Below are 13,031 nucleotides of genomic sequence, written 5' to 3' on the forward strand. Positions count from 1 at the left end.
TTTCGCCAAGGCCCGCTTAGCTCGCGAGCATGGCACGCGCACCGCTTTTACAGCTTTCCGACATTTCGCTCACCTTCGGCGGCAATCCCGTTTTCGAAGGGCTCTCGCTCACCGTCCAGCAAGGCGATCGCGTCGCATTGGTGGGACGCAACGGCTCGGGCAAATCCACGCTGATGAAGGTGATGGCCGGGCTGGTGGAGCCGGATTCGGGCACGCGGGTCGTGCCGCCGGGCATCTCGGTGGGTTACATGGAGCAGGAGCCGGATCTCTCGGGCTTCGCGACCTTGGGCGATTTCGCCGCCTCCGAGCTGGATCCGGCCGAGGCTTATCGCGTCGAGATGGTCGCCGAAGGGCTGAAGTTCAAACCCGAGACTCCGGTCGAGACCGCCTCGGGCGGCGAGCGGCGGCGGGCGGCGCTGGCGAAGCTTCTGGCCGAGGGGCCGGAGCTGATGCTGCTCGACGAGCCGACGAACCATCTCGATATCGAGGCGATCGCCTGGCTGGAAAACCAGCTGAAGGAGACCCGCAAGGCGTTCGTGCTGATCTCGCACGACCGCGCTTTCTTGCGCGCGCTGACGCGGGCCACGCTCTGGATCGACCGGGGCGAGGTGCGACGCAACGAGCAGGGTTTCGAGACGTTCGAGGATTGGCGCGAGAAAACCTGGGCCGAGGAAGACGAGGCCCGCCACAAGCTCAATCGCAAGATCAAGGCCGAGGCGCGTTGGGCGGTCGAAGGTATTTCGGCGCGGCGCAAGCGTAATCAGGGCCGGGTGCGTGCGCTGCAGGCGCTGCGCGCCGAGCGCGCCAGCCAGATCAAACGGCAGGGCGTCGCGGCGATGGAACTCGACTCGGGCCAGCAATCGGGCAAGCGGGTGATCGAGGCCACGGGCCTGTCCAAACGTTTCGGCGACAAGCAGATCGTGAAGGATTTCGATCTGCGCGTGCTGCGCGGGGATCGCGTGGCCTTCGTCGGCCCCAATGGCGTCGGCAAGACGACGCTTCTGAAGATGCTGACCGGCGAGGTGGAGCCCGATGAGGGCGCGGTCAAGCTGGGCACGAATCTCGAGATCGCCGTCTTCGATCAGGCGCGCGCGACGCTCAATCCCGAGCAGACTCTATGGGACGGGCTGGTGAACGACCCGGACATGGCGGTGAAGGGGCGCTCCGATCAGGTGATGGTGCGCGGCGCCCCGAAACATGTCGTGGGCTATCTGAAGGACTTCCTCTTCGACGAGCAACAGGCGCGCGGCCCGATCCGGGCGCTCTCGGGTGGCGAACGCGCTCGGCTTCTGCTGGCGCGGATAATGGCGAAACCGTCGAACCTGTTGATTCTTGACGAACCGACCAACGATCTCGACGTGGAAACGCTCGACTTGCTGCAGGATTTGCTGGGCGAATATGACGGCACGGTGCTGCTGGTCAGCCACGACCGTGATTTCATCGACCGAGTCGCCAGCACGACCATCGCGATGGAAGGCAACGGGCGTGCCACCGTCTATGCGGGCGGCTGGTCGGATTATCAGGCGCAGAAGGCTGAGGCCGCGCCGGAGGCCAAGCCTGCGCCGAAGAAGGACGCACCCAAAGCCGAGTCGAAACCCGCCGCAGCCCAGAAAGCTGCGCCGAAGAAAACCGGCCTCAGCTTTACCGAGAAACACCGGTTGGAAGAGCTGCCCGGCGTGATCGAGAAGCTCGAACATGAGATCTCGAAGATCAACGAGTTACTCGCCGATCCCGATCTCTTTACCCGCGAGCCGGTGAAATTCGCGAAGGCCACCGAGATGCTGAGCGACCGCCAGACCGCGCTCGACGCGGCCGAGGTCGAATGGCTCGAACTCGAAGAGAAGGCGCAAGAGGCCTGACCTTGGCGCTCGCCGTGAAGTCGGATGCCTCCGGCGGAGATATTTGATCCAAGCCAAAGGGGAGGGCATTCTCTTTCGGATTGGTGAAAATATCCCGGGGGCTGGCGGAGCCAGCGGGGCAGAGCCCCTCTGACGGGGCGATCAGGAGGGGCGTATGATCAAGCGAACCGGGGCCAAGGGCGCGGGGCCGCTCAGCGGGCTGCGCATTGTCGAGATTTCCGGGTTGGGGCCGACGCCGTTCGCGGCAATGTGTCTGGCCGATTTCGGGGCCGAGGTGATCCGCATCGCGCGGCCCGGCTCGGGCGGGGCGAAGAATCACGTTCTGGGGCTGGAGGTCGATGTGCTCGATCGGGGCCGCGACGTGGTGGAGGTGGATCTGAAATCCGACGCCGGGCGTGAGGCGGTGCGCACGCTGATCGCTTGCGCCGATGGGGTGATCGAAGGCATGCGCCCGGGCGTGATGGAGCGGCTGGGGCTGGGGCCGGACGATTTCCCCGATCATCCGGCGTTGGTCTATGGCCGGATGACCGGCTGGGGGCAGGAGGGGCCGCTGTCGCAGACCGCCGGGCATGACATCAATTACCTGTCTCTGACCGGCGCACTGCATGCGATGGGCGGAGAGGCGCCCGCGATCCCGCTCAACCTTCTGGGCGATTTCGGCGGCGGCGGAATTTATCTGGCCTTCGGGATGCTGGCGGCACTGTGGCGCGCACGGGAGACCGGGCAGGGTCAGGTCGTCGATTGTGCGATCACTGACGGGGTGGCACATCTGATGGCGATGATCACCGGGATGGCCGGGCAGGGGGCGTGGACGGATCGGCGGCAGGCGAATCTGCTCGATGGGGCAGCGCCGTTCTACACGGTCTATGAATGTGCCTGCGGCGGCCATATGGCGGTCGGCGCGCTCGAGCCGCAATTCTACACGGTGCTGATCGCGGGTCTGGGATTCGCGCCCGAGGCCTTGCCTGCGCGCGAGGCCCGTGCGAATTGGCCGGCCTTGCGGGATGCCTTCGCGGACCGCTTCGCGACTCGCAGCCGCGATGACTGGACTGAGGTCTTCGCAGGCAGCGATGCCTGCGCAACGCCGGTACTGTCGATCGCCGAGGCCATTGCGCATCCGCAGAACGCCGAACGCGGCGCCTATGTCGATCTCGACGGCCTCGCCCAGCCAGCCCCCGCGCCGCGGCTCTCGGCCACGCCGGGGCAGGCATGCGCGCAGGGACGGCGGATCTCTGCGGCCGAGGCGCTCGCCCGCTGGAGCGATTGCGTATAAAACCTCGATTTTCCTTGACAGACGGGGGCTGATCCCCGATATCGGCCCGACCCGGCGGAGAGTCCTCTTTCCGCCGGGCCTCGTTTTTGCAACTTCGCTCCCGTGAGGAGCGCGCAGTCCGACGGCGGGCCAACAGGTCCAACGAACTCCGATCAGGGGCCACAGGGCGCGGATGAAGAAAAGGAAAGACCCATGTTTGCGGTCCTCAAGACCGGCGGCAAGCAATACAAGGTTCAGGCGGGCGATCTGCTCCGCGTGGAACTGCTCGCAGCCGAAGCTGGCGACAAAGTCCAGTTCAACGAGATTCTGATGGTCGGCGGCGACAAGCCCCAGTTCGGCACCCCCTTCGTCGAAGGTGCGGCCGTGCAGGCGGAAGTCATCGACAACATCAAGGCCGACAAGGTCATCACCTACCACAAGCGTCGTCGTAAGCACTCGTCGCAGCGTACCCGTGGTCACCGTCAGCAGCTGACCCTGCTGCGCGTCACCGACGTCCTCGCCACCGGCGGCGACAAGTCGGGCGTGAAGGAAGCCGTGGGCACCGCGATCGCGCGTCGTGCAGCGCATGGTGGCAAAGGCGAAGCCGCTCCGGCCAAGCCCGCCAAGGCCGCTGCTGCTCCGAAAGCCGCGCCGAAGGCTGACGCCGCCGTCGCGGAAGCGGACGATCTGAAGGTCATCACCGGTCTCGGCCCGGCGGCCGAGAAGAAGCTGAACGAAGCTGGTATCACCACCTACGCCCAGCTCGCTTCGGTCGATCCCGAAACCTTTGAAGCTACCAAGGTCAAGCCCGACTGGGTCGAGCAGGCCAAAGAGCTCGCGAAATAAGGAGAGACACCCATGGCACACAAGAAAGCAGGCGGTTCATCCCGTAACGGCCGCGACTCTGCGGGTCGTCGTCTTGGCGTGAAACTGTTCGGCGGTCAGGCAGCGATCCCGGGCAACATCATCGTGCGTCAGCGCGGCACCAAGTGGTGGCCGGGTGAGGGCGTCGGCCTCGGCAAGGATCACACCATCTTTGCAACGGCTGAAGGCCGCGTCACCTTCCATAAAGGCCTCAAGGGCCGCACCTTCGTATCGGTCCTCCCGGCTGCGGAGGCCGCCGAGTAACCCGACCGACGAAAGTGTCACAAAATCGGGGGATCGGCTGAAAGGCCGGTCCCCCTTCTCGTTGCAGTGCGGCGCAAAGGTGTTTGCATTTGCAGCGAGGAAATTTACCGGGTCAGGGGATGTATCGTCATCTTGCTGTCCTATTTATTTACTAGGACCATGCGGCAGGAGGAGCCGCCGGTTCGTCCGCGTTTCGAGGAGGAGCGCCCATGTACCAGGAGACGATTTCCACCCAACCCGTGATCGAAACGGAGCGTTTCGTGCTGCGCCCGCTGCGCCGTTCGGATGCCGGTCTGATCGAGATGTATTCCGGCGACAAACGCGTCGCCGAAGGCACCCGTGCGATCCCGCATCCACTACCGCCCGGCACAGCCGAGAATTTCATCACGCGCGCACAGGCCGACGACCGCGTCGAAGACGTCTGGGCGATCGATGGATCGCGCCATGGCATGGGCGAACTTCTGGGTGTCGTCTCGCTGACCCGTCTCGACGACGATCAGTCCGAGATCGGCTATTGGGTGGGTCCGGGCTTCTGGAATACGGGTCTCGCCTCCGAGGCGGTCGCCGCCATCATCGAGGCCAATCCCCACAAATCCCGCACCCTCTTCGCCGAGGTCTTTCAGGACAATCCGGGCTCTGCCCGTGTCCTGACCAATAGTGGTTTCGAATATCTGGGCGATGCGGAAAGCTGGTCGCTCGCGCGCGGGCGCCACGTTCCGACCTGGACCTATCTGCGCAAGATGTAAGCGCGCGGCCGGAGCCGCGGACGGGAGGGCGCTGCCCTCCCGGACCCTCTCGGGATATTTGGATCAGGAAGAAGAGGCAGCCGGGGCAAATTCCGGCTTCCTCGACCTATTCACCGTATTCTCTTTGGAAATAACTCAGGTGTGTGCGGGGCGGCGCCTCACGCGGCGCTTGATCCTGCGCGCGCAGGCGTCTATTGCGGCGCCTTGATGAAAGGGGCCAAGCCATGAAATTTCTCGATCTCGCCAAGGTCTATATCCGCTCCGGCGGCGGCGGCGCGGGCTGCGTCTCGTTCCGGCGCGAGAAATATATCGAATTCGGCGGCCCCGATGGCGGCGACGGCGGCAAGGGCGGCTCGGTCTGGATCGAGGCGGTCGAAGGGCTCAATACGCTCATCGATTTCCGCTACCAGCAGCATTTCTTCGCCAAATCCGGCCAGCACGGCATGGGCAGCCAATGCACGGGCAAGGACGGCGACGACGTCGTGCTGAAAGTGCCGGTCGGCACCGAGATTCTCGACGAGGATCAGGAGACGCTGATCGCCGACATGACCGAGGTGGGGCAGCGCGTGCTGCTCGCCAAGGGCGGCAATGGCGGCTGGGGCAACCTGCATTTCAAATCCTCCACCAACCGCGCTCCGCAACGGGCGAATCCCGGTCAGGAAGGCGTCGAGCGCACGATCTGGCTGCGCCTCAAGCTGATCGCGGATGCGGGCCTTCTGGGCCTGCCCAATGCGGGCAAGTCGACCTTCTTGGCTGCGACCTCGAACGCGCGTCCCAAGATTGCGGATTATCCGTTCACGACGCTGGTTCCGAATCTCGGCGTCGTCGGCATCGACGGGCGCGAATTCGTCGTGGCCGACATTCCGGGGCTCATCGAGGGCGCCTCTGAAGGGCGGGGTCTGGGCGATCAGTTCCTGGGCCATGTCGAGCGCTGCTCGGTGCTGCTGCATCTGGTGGATGGCACGGCGGAGGACCCGGTCGAGGATTGGCGCACGATCATCGGCGAGTTGGAGGCCTATTCGGAAATCCTCGCGCAGAAGCCGCGCGTCACCGTACTCAACAAGATCGACGCGATTGACGAAGAGACGTTGGCTGAGCGTAAGGCGGAGCTGGAAGAGGCGTCGGGTGGGCCTGTCATGCTGATGTCGGGCGTGTCGAAAAAAGGCGTGCCGGATGTGCTGCGCGCGCTCTGGGCGGAAATCGCCAAGGACAAGCCGAAGCCGGAGGATGAGGGCGGAGCATGGCATCCGTGAGCGCGCCCGCTCTGGCGCAGGCGAAGCGCCTGGTGATCAAGATCGGATCGGCGCTTCTCGTCGATCAGGGCGGCTTGCGCGCGGATTGGCTGCGCTCGCTGGCTGCCGACGTGGCGGCTTTGCGCGCACGCGGCACCGGCGTCGTGATCGTGTCCTCCGGGTCCATCGCCTTGGGGCGGCGGGTGCTCGGTCTTGCGGGCGGTACGCTGCCGCTGGAGCAGAGCCAGGCCGCGGCGGCGGTGGGGCAGATCCGCCTGGCGCGGGCCTATGAGGAAGTTCTGGGCCCGCACGACGTCAGCACTGCGCAGGTTCTGGTCACGCTGGAAGATACCGCGGATCGGCGGCGCTATCTCAATTCGCGTGCCACGCTGGAGACGCTGCTGGGCCTCGGCGTCGTGCCCATCGTGAACGAAAACGACACGGTCGCGACCGACGAGATTCGTTTCGGCGACAATGACCGGCTGGCTGCCCAGATCGCAGTGACGATCGGGGCGGACCAGTTGCTGCTGCTGTCCGATGTCGACGGGCTCTATACGGCGAATCCGAAGACCGACCCGAGCGCCGAGCATCTGCCGGTAATCGAACACATCACCCCCGAGATCGAGGCGATGGCGGGCGATCCCGTGTCTGGCCTCTCGAAGGGCGGAATGAAAACGAAGCTGCTGGCGGCGAAAGTGGCGGTGGCGGGCGGCTGTGCGATGGCGATCGCGGAAGGCTTTGCCGATCACCCGGTCGGCGCACTGGAGCAAGGCGGGCGCTGCAGCTGGTTCCTCCCCGAGGGCGACCCGCAGGCCGCGCGCAAACGCTGGATCGCGGCGATGAAGCCGCGTGGCGAGCTGTTCGTCGACGAGGGCGCGGCGAACGCGCTGCGCTCGGGCAAGTCGCTGCTGCCGGCGGGCGTCACCAAGATCGTCGGCCGTTTCGGGCGCGGCGATCCAGTTACCATCGCGGGGCCGGACCGCGCTGTTCTCGGCAAGGGACTCGTGCGCTATACCGGCGACGAGGCGCGGCTGATCGCGGGGCACCGCTCGGGCGAGATCGAGGAAATCCTGGGCTATCCCGGCCGCGCGGCGCTGATCCATCGCGACGATATGGTGGTTGGCTGAGCCCGGTTACTCCGCCCAGTCCGGCTTGCGCTTCTCGATGAAGGCCTGCACGCCTTCCTCGGTGTCGCGCCAGAGCATATTCTCGACCATCACCGCCGCAGTGTGATCATAGGCTTTCGCGAGGTCCATGTTGGCCTGTTCGTAGAAGGCGCGCTTGCCGATCTTCACCGCGGCGCCGAGCTTGCCCGCGATCGTCTGTGACAGCTTTTCGGTCTCGGCGCCGAGTTCGTCATGCGGGGCGACGCGATTCACCAGCCCGACCTCACGGGCGCGGGTGGCATCGATGAACTCGCCCGTGGTCAGCATCTCGAAGGCGACCTTGCGTGGCACGTTGCGCGACAGTGCCACCATCGGGGTCGAGCAGAACAGACCGATATTCACCCCGTTCACCCCGAAGCGCGTGCCCTCGGCGGCGACCGCCAGATCGCAGGAGGCGACGAGCTGACATCCGGCGGCGGTGGCGATGCCATGCGCCTCGGCGATCACCGGCTGCGGCAGGGCCGGGATCATCTGCATCATCTCGGCGCAGCGGAAGAAGAGATCCGCGAAATAGGCGCGGCCCTTGTCCTCGGCCTCGCGCCCGCGCTGCATTTCCTTGAGGTCATGGCCCGCGCAGAACGCCTTGCCCGCGCCGCGCAGCACGACGACCTTGATGCTCGTATCCTCGGCCAGCTCCGAAAACCGGGCCTTGAGCGCCGCGAGCATCGCATCCGACAGCGCGTTCAGGCTGCCGGGGCTGTTCATCGTCAGATGCGCCACCGCGCCTTTATCCTCGCGGATCACCAGATCTGTCATTGAAACTCCTCCTCTTTGTCGAAACTCTAGGGGCGAGAGAGGGACAAGGGAAGGGGAGGGCGCATGGCGCTGGTAATGGATCGCGACGAACTCGCGGAATTTCTCGACGAGGCGTTTCCGCAGGTGAAAGGCGACTTCGCGATCGACGCGCTCGACGAGGACGAGTTGGTGGTGCGGCTGAAAGTGGAAGAGCGTCATTTACGACCCGGCGGCACTGTCTCGGGGCCGAATATGTTCGCGTTGGCCGATGTCGGGATCTACATCGCAATCCTCGCCCGGATCGGGCGCGTGGCCTTGGCGGTGACCACCAATGCGAGCATGGATTTCATGCGCAAGCCAGCGGCTGGAGCCGACCTGATCGCGAAGATCCGGGTGCTGAAACTGGGCCGCGTCCTCGCCGTTGGGGATGCGCTGATCTACTCCGAGGGCGACGACCGGCCTGTCGCGCGTGCGAGCATGACCTATTCGATCCCGCCGAGGGCGATGGGGTAGGGCGGGGCTCTCGATGCGCCTTCGCCTTGGGCCAAATATCCCGGGGGAGGCGCGGATGCGCCGGGGGCAGAGCCCCCTCCGGGTCGGAAAACCGCACGCAGTGATGGGGTATTTTGATACCTAATTTTTATCGCATTGTTTTTGCTGGTAAAATTAAGAAGCGCGCCACTTGAAAACGCTTCCGGAATCGCGCAAAAGCCCGCATCAGAATTCGAAATACCCCACAAGGGCAGATCACAGATGAAAACCTATACCGCAAAACCCGCGGAGATCGAGAAGAAATGGGTCATCATCGACGCTGAAGGCGTCGTGCTGGGCCGTCTCGCGTCGATCGTCGCAATGCGTCTGCGTGGCAAGCACAAGGCCACCTTCACGCCGCACATGGACATGGGCGACAACGTCATCGTCATCAACGCCGACAAGGTGCAGATGACCGGCAAGAAGCGCGACGACAAGACCTACTTCTGGCACACCAATCACCCCGGCGGGATCAAGTCGCGCACCGCGCGCCAGATCCTCGAGGGCGCGCATCCCGAGCGCGTGGTCATCAAGGCGGTCGAGCGCATGATCTCGCGCAACCGTCTGGGTCGTGCGCAAATGGCGAACCTGCGTGTCTACGCCGGTGCCGAGCATCCGCACGAAGCGCAACAGCCTGAAGTTCTCGACGTCAAGTCGATGAACAAGAAGAACACCCGGAGCTGATCATGGCCGACGATATCAAGACCCTCGACGATCTGAAATCGGTCGTGACCGGCTCGGACAACGCTGGCGCCACCGAAACCGAAACCACCACGCCCCGTGAGCCCGTGCGCGACGCGCAAGGCCGCTCCTATGCCACCGGCAAGCGTAAAGACGCGGTCGCCCGCGTCTGGGTCAAGCCGGGCACCGGCAAGATCGAAGTGAACGGCAAGGCGATGGACAAGTACTTCGCGCGTCCCGTGCTTCAGCTGATCGTGAACCAGCCCTTCGGCGTGGCGAACGTGGACGGCCAGTTCGACGTCTACGCGACCGTCGCAGGCGGCGGCCTCTCGGGCCAGGCCGGTGCAGTCAAGCACGGCATCTCGAAAGCGCTGCAGCTCTACGATCCCTCGCTGCGTCCGGCTCTGAAAGCCGCTGGCTTCCTGACCCGCGACTCGCGCGTTGTGGAACGTAAGAAATACGGCCGCGCGAAAGCCCGTCGTAGCTTCCAGTTCTCGAAGCGCTAAACTTCGCGAGATACGATTTGGAAAGCGGCTCCCATACGGGGGCCGCTTTTCGTTTGGGGCTTCGCCCCCGGCGCGTGCCGCGCCTCCCCCGGGATATTTCGGGCAGTTGGAAGGGTGGCGCGAGCTCTGACTTCCAACTGCGTCAAATATCCCGGGGGTGAATTCGGCGAAGCCGAAGCGGGGCGGCGCCCCCGATCTTTTGCCCGCAAAAAGAAGAAGGCGCCCCGTTTGGAGCGCCTTTGAGCCTGTCTGACCTGCGAGGGGCAGGGTTTACTCCGCCTCGTCCATCTTGGCGGCGTTGAGCAGGGCGTAATTCTGCGCGCCCACGCGGTCGTAGAGGTCGAGCTGGGTCTCGAGGAAATCGACGTGACCTTCCTCGTCGGCGATCAACTCTTCGAACAGATCCTTCGAGACGTAATCGCGCACGCTTTCGCAATGGTCGCGGGCCTCGCGGTAGAGGGTCAGCGCGTCATGCTCTCCCGCGAGGTCGCATTCGAGCGTCTCGCGCGGGCCCTCGCCGATACGCAGCGGGTCGAGCTTCTGGAGGTTCGGATGGCCTTCGAGGAACAGGATGCGCGCGATCAATTTGTCGGCGTGATGCATCTCTTCTATCGACTCCTCACGCGATTTCTTTGCCATCGCGGCAAGGCCCCAATCTTCCTGCATCCGGAAGTGCAGCCAGTATTGCGAAACGGCCGTCAATTCGCTGCGCAGAGCCGCGTTTAGATATTCGATGACCTTAGCGTCGCCCTTCATGTCGTCTTCCTTCCATTGGTGCCTGTCTCAGCCCGGTCAGTTCGACCGGCACTTTCAAATTGGTATTCTTGCGCATCGTGGAAAGAAAGAGCGGCATGCATCCGCCGCAATCGGCGCGTTTGCCGAGCGCGTGATAAATCTTGCCCGGCGTGATGATCGTGCTCGGGTCCGATTTTCGCATCCAGTCGATCGCCGCATGGATGTCGCGATCGGTAATGGTTTGGCAATGGCAAATGATCATGGTTGCGCGCCCTGATTCCGGGGGAGGTGGGTATCTGCCCCTATAGGTGAGTAGTTTTGTCAGAAAAGTCAATCCGACGGAAAGAGTCGGATATCGGGTCGCGCGGTGCCATCTCCCGCCCCCGTTTCCATCGCCGTGCAACTGGGGTAAGCACGGGCAAACAGTTCAAGAGGCCCGTATGTCCGTCTCCATGCTCTCCACCTTCGTGAAACCGATGCATCCCGAAGGGCGCAAATTCGTCGCCATCTTCGCGGGGATCGCCTTCATCCTGTTCCTGATCTGGGAGCCGCTCGGCTGGATCGGGGTCGGGCTGACGGTCTGGTGCTATTACTTCTTCCGCGACCCGCCGCGGGTGACGCCTACCCGCGAGGGGCTGATGGTATCGCCCGCCGACGGGATCGTCTCGTTGCTGGAACCGGCGGTGCCTCCGGCGGAGCTGGGGCTCGGCGACAAGCCGATGATGCGGATCTCGGTTTTCATGTCGGTCTTCAATTGCCATGTGAACCGGCTTCCCTGTGCAGGGCGTATCTCGAAGGTCGCCTACCGGCCTGGCAAATTCCTCAACGCTTCGCTCGACAAGGCCAGTTCGGACAATGAGCGCAACGGCCTTGCCGTGACCCTGCCCGATGGCCGCCAATACGGGGTGGTGCAGATCGCAGGGCTCGTCGCGCGCCGCATCATGTGCTGGTCGAAAGAGGGCCAGTCCTTGCTGACCGGCGAGCGCTTCGGTCTGATCCGGTTCGGCTCGCGCCTCGACATCTACCTGCCCGAGGGAGTGAACCCGCTGGTCTGTATCGGCCAGAACATGGTCGCGGGCGAAACCGTGATCGCCGATCTCGAGAGCACGGAACAAGCGCGCTCCGGCGGCATTCGGTAAGAGAGGCTCGGGGAGGGCGCGATGAAAGACCACGAAATCGATCCGCACGAGAAGGACCGGCTTCCGTTTCTGCAGCTGGTGCCGAACCTCGTCACGATCGCCGGGATGGGGCTGGGGCTGACCTCGATCCGTTTCGCGATGGATGACCGGTTCGAATCCGCGGTGGTGCTGATCCTGCTCGCGGCGCTGATCGACGGGATGGACGGGTTGCTCGCAAGGCGGCTCAACGCGTCCTCGGATTTCGGGGCAGAGCTCGACAGCCTGTCCGACTTCCTCTGTTTCGGGGTGGCACCCGGCCTTTTGCTGTATCGCTTCGCGCTGGGAGAGACTCATGCGTTCGGCTGGGTCTTCGTGCTGGTCTACACCGGCGCGGCCTGCCTGCGTCTCGCGCGGTTCAACGTGATGCGCGCCGAGCCCGACTCGATGCGCCATTTCACCGGGGTTCCCGCCCCGGCCGGGGCAGGGCTCGCGCTCCTGCCGATGTTCATCAGCTTCGCCGAACTGGGCGACGCGCGCGCGGTGCCGGTGGTCGTGGCCTTCTGGCTGGGCTTCGTCGGTCTGTTGATGATTTCGCGGATCAAGACCTTCTCGCCGAAAGCGATGCGCATTCCGCGTCGCGCCGTCGGTGTTCTCCTGATCGGGACGGTGATCGCGGTCGGCATGGTGTTCACGCGGATCTGGCTGCTGATGGTGATCCTTGCCGCGATCTACGCGGTGATGCTGATCCCGGCGATCTGGAAGGCACGGGGCCGGATCCTGCGCGCGTGACCCCGCAGCTTGATTGAGACGACCGAACGCCGCCCCTCCCCGGGGCGGCGTTTGCGATTCAGAACCGCTATTCAGGGGGGGACGCGAGGGCAGGGGAGCGATTCATCAGGCAGAGATGCGATTCACCCGGGCGATCGGCGTGAATTCGGGTGATTTACGCGAAACGGAATCGGGTGCCCCAAGGGCAGGCGAAGGCGATTCTACCTGCCTCTGTCGGGGACGATCCCCTCGACTTCGCTTTTTGCCGGTTTTTTGACCAACAAAATAAGGGTATCGAGAAAAAAGTGACGATCAGATGAAAAAAGCTGTTGCGGACCCCGGCGCCTATGCGTAGAACCCCCCTCACCGAAGCGGAACAAACGGAACGCAACGGGGCGCCGGAAGGGCCAGCGACGCTGACACGGAAGGCAACGAAAACTACTGAGGTTTGAGAGCGGGCTGCGCTTAAGATAAGCGCTTCCGGTTCTTTTTGGCCTCGCGCTCTTTGACATTGATAGATATCTGAAGAGATATGCGGGCGGTTTGGTCGATGATCGATGCGGACCGGAGCATA

General features: G+C 64.1%; 15 protein-coding genes. 12 read left to right on the forward strand and 3 right to left on the reverse strand.

All coding sequences use genetic code 11. The features are described 5' to 3' along the window. Positions 1–29: 29 nt before the first annotated feature. The 7 genes from B6V76_RS15010 to proB all read left to right on the forward strand — a co-directional run bounded on the left by B6V76_RS15010 (position 30) and on the right by proB (position 7,344). Positions 30–1,859, forward strand: coding sequence for an ATP-binding cassette domain-containing protein (locus tag B6V76_RS15010; protein ID WP_088727819.1), 1,830 nt, complete (start codon positions 30–32; stop codon positions 1,857–1,859). A gap of 154 nt (positions 1,860–2,013) precedes the next feature. Next, on the forward strand, positions 2,014–3,132 hold the full coding sequence (locus B6V76_RS15015; protein ID WP_088727820.1) for a CaiB/BaiF CoA-transferase family protein: 1,119 nt from the start codon (positions 2,014–2,016) through the stop codon (positions 3,130–3,132). Between the two features lie 192 nt (positions 3,133–3,324). Then, positions 3,325–3,957 (forward strand): 50S ribosomal protein L21, encoded by a 633-nt coding sequence (locus tag B6V76_RS15020; protein ID WP_075775481.1) that lies wholly within the window; start codon positions 3,325–3,327, stop codon positions 3,955–3,957. Between the two features lie 12 nt (positions 3,958–3,969). After that, entirely contained in the window at positions 3,970–4,239 is a 270-nt protein-coding gene (gene rpmA, locus B6V76_RS15025; protein WP_075775480.1) for a 50S ribosomal protein L27, read from the forward strand. A gap of 209 nt (positions 4,240–4,448) precedes the next feature. Continuing rightward, entirely contained in the window at positions 4,449–4,985 is a 537-nt protein-coding gene (locus tag B6V76_RS15030) for a GNAT family N-acetyltransferase (RefSeq protein WP_075775479.1), read from the forward strand. Positions 4,986–5,209: 224 nt separating this feature from the next. Next, a complete protein-coding gene (obgE, locus tag B6V76_RS15035) occupies positions 5,210–6,238 on the forward strand; it encodes a GTPase ObgE (protein ID WP_088720287.1) in 1,029 nt (342 codons plus the stop codon). After that, on the forward strand, positions 6,226–7,344 hold the full coding sequence (gene proB / locus B6V76_RS15040) for a glutamate 5-kinase (RefSeq protein ID WP_075775477.1): 1,119 nt from the start codon (positions 6,226–6,228) through the stop codon (positions 7,342–7,344). Before obgE ends, proB begins: the two co-directional genes overlap by 13 nt. A 6-nt stretch (positions 7,345–7,350) precedes the next feature. Here the strand turns inward: proB and B6V76_RS15045 are convergent, their stop codons facing one another. After that, positions 7,351–8,139: an enoyl-CoA hydratase gene (locus B6V76_RS15045; protein ID WP_088727821.1), complete on the reverse strand. Its 789-nt coding sequence runs from the start codon at positions 8,137–8,139 to the stop codon at positions 7,351–7,353. 63 nt (positions 8,140–8,202) lie between these two features. On the opposite strand from B6V76_RS15045, the gene B6V76_RS15050 reads away from it, so the two are divergent. The 3 genes from B6V76_RS15050 to rpsI all read left to right on the forward strand — a co-directional run bounded on the left by B6V76_RS15050 (position 8,203) and on the right by rpsI (position 9,836). Beyond that, complete coding sequence (locus B6V76_RS15050; protein WP_075775475.1) at positions 8,203–8,631, forward strand: PaaI family thioesterase; 429 nt, start codon at positions 8,203–8,205, stop codon at positions 8,629–8,631. Between the two features lie 240 nt (positions 8,632–8,871). Continuing rightward, on the forward strand, positions 8,872–9,333 hold the full coding sequence (gene rplM, locus B6V76_RS15055; protein ID WP_075775474.1) for a 50S ribosomal protein L13: 462 nt from the start codon (positions 8,872–8,874) through the stop codon (positions 9,331–9,333). A 2-nt stretch (positions 9,334–9,335) separates the two neighbouring features. After that, on the forward strand, positions 9,336–9,836 hold the full coding sequence (gene rpsI / locus B6V76_RS15060; protein ID WP_088727822.1) for a 30S ribosomal protein S9: 501 nt from the start codon (positions 9,336–9,338) through the stop codon (positions 9,834–9,836). 270 nt (positions 9,837–10,106) lie between these two features. On the opposite strand, the gene bfr is transcribed toward rpsI, so the two are convergent. Together bfr and B6V76_RS15070 are read right to left on the reverse strand one after the other, a co-directional pair. Continuing rightward, positions 10,107–10,592 carry a bacterioferritin gene (gene bfr, locus B6V76_RS15065; protein WP_088727823.1) on the reverse strand — a complete coding sequence of 162 codons (486 nt, stop codon included), beginning with the start codon at positions 10,590–10,592 and terminating at the stop codon, positions 10,107–10,109. Further along, complete coding sequence (locus tag B6V76_RS15070) at positions 10,576–10,833, reverse strand: (2Fe-2S)-binding protein (protein WP_075775471.1); 258 nt, start codon at positions 10,831–10,833, stop codon at positions 10,576–10,578. Before B6V76_RS15070 ends, bfr begins: the two co-directional genes overlap by 17 nt. 178 nt (positions 10,834–11,011) lie before the next feature. Between B6V76_RS15070 and B6V76_RS15075 the strand changes: the two genes are divergently transcribed. Together B6V76_RS15075 and pssA are read left to right on the forward strand one after the other, a co-directional pair. Further along, positions 11,012–11,710, forward strand: a complete 699-nt coding sequence (locus B6V76_RS15075) for a phosphatidylserine decarboxylase (RefSeq protein WP_075775470.1) — start codon at positions 11,012–11,014, stop codon at positions 11,708–11,710. 21 nt (positions 11,711–11,731) lie between these two features. Next, on the forward strand, positions 11,732–12,478 hold the full coding sequence (pssA, locus tag B6V76_RS15080; RefSeq protein ID WP_075775469.1) for a CDP-diacylglycerol--serine O-phosphatidyltransferase: 747 nt from the start codon (positions 11,732–11,734) through the stop codon (positions 12,476–12,478). Positions 12,479–13,031: the final 553 nt, after the last annotated feature.

This window comes from Thioclava sp. IC9 (assembly GCF_002213225.1).
GTDB lineage: Bacteria > Pseudomonadota > Alphaproteobacteria > Rhodobacterales > Rhodobacteraceae > Thioclava > Thioclava nitratireducens.

What these genes read in the sequence shown, in the direction of transcription:
- B6V76_RS15010 (WP_088727819.1), top strand. Translation starts at nt 30, where the DNA reads ATGGCACGCGCACCGCTTTTACAGCTTTCCGACATTTCGCTCACCTTC.
- pssA (WP_075775469.1), top strand. Translation starts at nt 11,732, where the DNA reads ATGAAAGACCACGAAATCGATCCGCACGAGAAGGACCGGCTTCCGTTT.
- rpsI (WP_088727822.1), top strand. Translation starts at nt 9,336, where the DNA reads ATGGCCGACGATATCAAGACCCTCGACGATCTGAAATCGGTCGTGACC.
- rplM (WP_075775474.1), top strand. Translation starts at nt 8,872, where the DNA reads ATGAAAACCTATACCGCAAAACCCGCGGAGATCGAGAAGAAATGGGTC.
- B6V76_RS15070 (WP_075775471.1), bottom strand. Translation starts at nt 10,833, where the DNA reads ATGATCATTTGCCATTGCCAAACCATTACCGATCGCGACATCCATGCG.
- proB (WP_075775477.1), top strand. Translation starts at nt 6,226, where the DNA reads ATGGCATCCGTGAGCGCGCCCGCTCTGGCGCAGGCGAAGCGCCTGGTG.
- B6V76_RS15020 (WP_075775481.1), top strand. Translation starts at nt 3,325, where the DNA reads ATGTTTGCGGTCCTCAAGACCGGCGGCAAGCAATACAAGGTTCAGGCG.
- obgE (WP_088720287.1), top strand. Translation starts at nt 5,210, where the DNA reads ATGAAATTTCTCGATCTCGCCAAGGTCTATATCCGCTCCGGCGGCGGC.
- B6V76_RS15050 (WP_075775475.1), top strand. Translation starts at nt 8,203, where the DNA reads ATGGCGCTGGTAATGGATCGCGACGAACTCGCGGAATTTCTCGACGAG.
- B6V76_RS15030 (WP_075775479.1), top strand. Translation starts at nt 4,449, where the DNA reads ATGTACCAGGAGACGATTTCCACCCAACCCGTGATCGAAACGGAGCGT.
- B6V76_RS15075 (WP_075775470.1), top strand. Translation starts at nt 11,012, where the DNA reads ATGTCCGTCTCCATGCTCTCCACCTTCGTGAAACCGATGCATCCCGAA.
- B6V76_RS15045 (WP_088727821.1), bottom strand. Translation starts at nt 8,139, where the DNA reads ATGACAGATCTGGTGATCCGCGAGGATAAAGGCGCGGTGGCGCATCTG.
- rpmA (WP_075775480.1), top strand. Translation starts at nt 3,970, where the DNA reads ATGGCACACAAGAAAGCAGGCGGTTCATCCCGTAACGGCCGCGACTCT.
- bfr (WP_088727823.1), bottom strand. Translation starts at nt 10,592, where the DNA reads ATGAAGGGCGACGCTAAGGTCATCGAATATCTAAACGCGGCTCTGCGC.
- B6V76_RS15015 (WP_088727820.1), top strand. Translation starts at nt 2,014, where the DNA reads ATGATCAAGCGAACCGGGGCCAAGGGCGCGGGGCCGCTCAGCGGGCTG.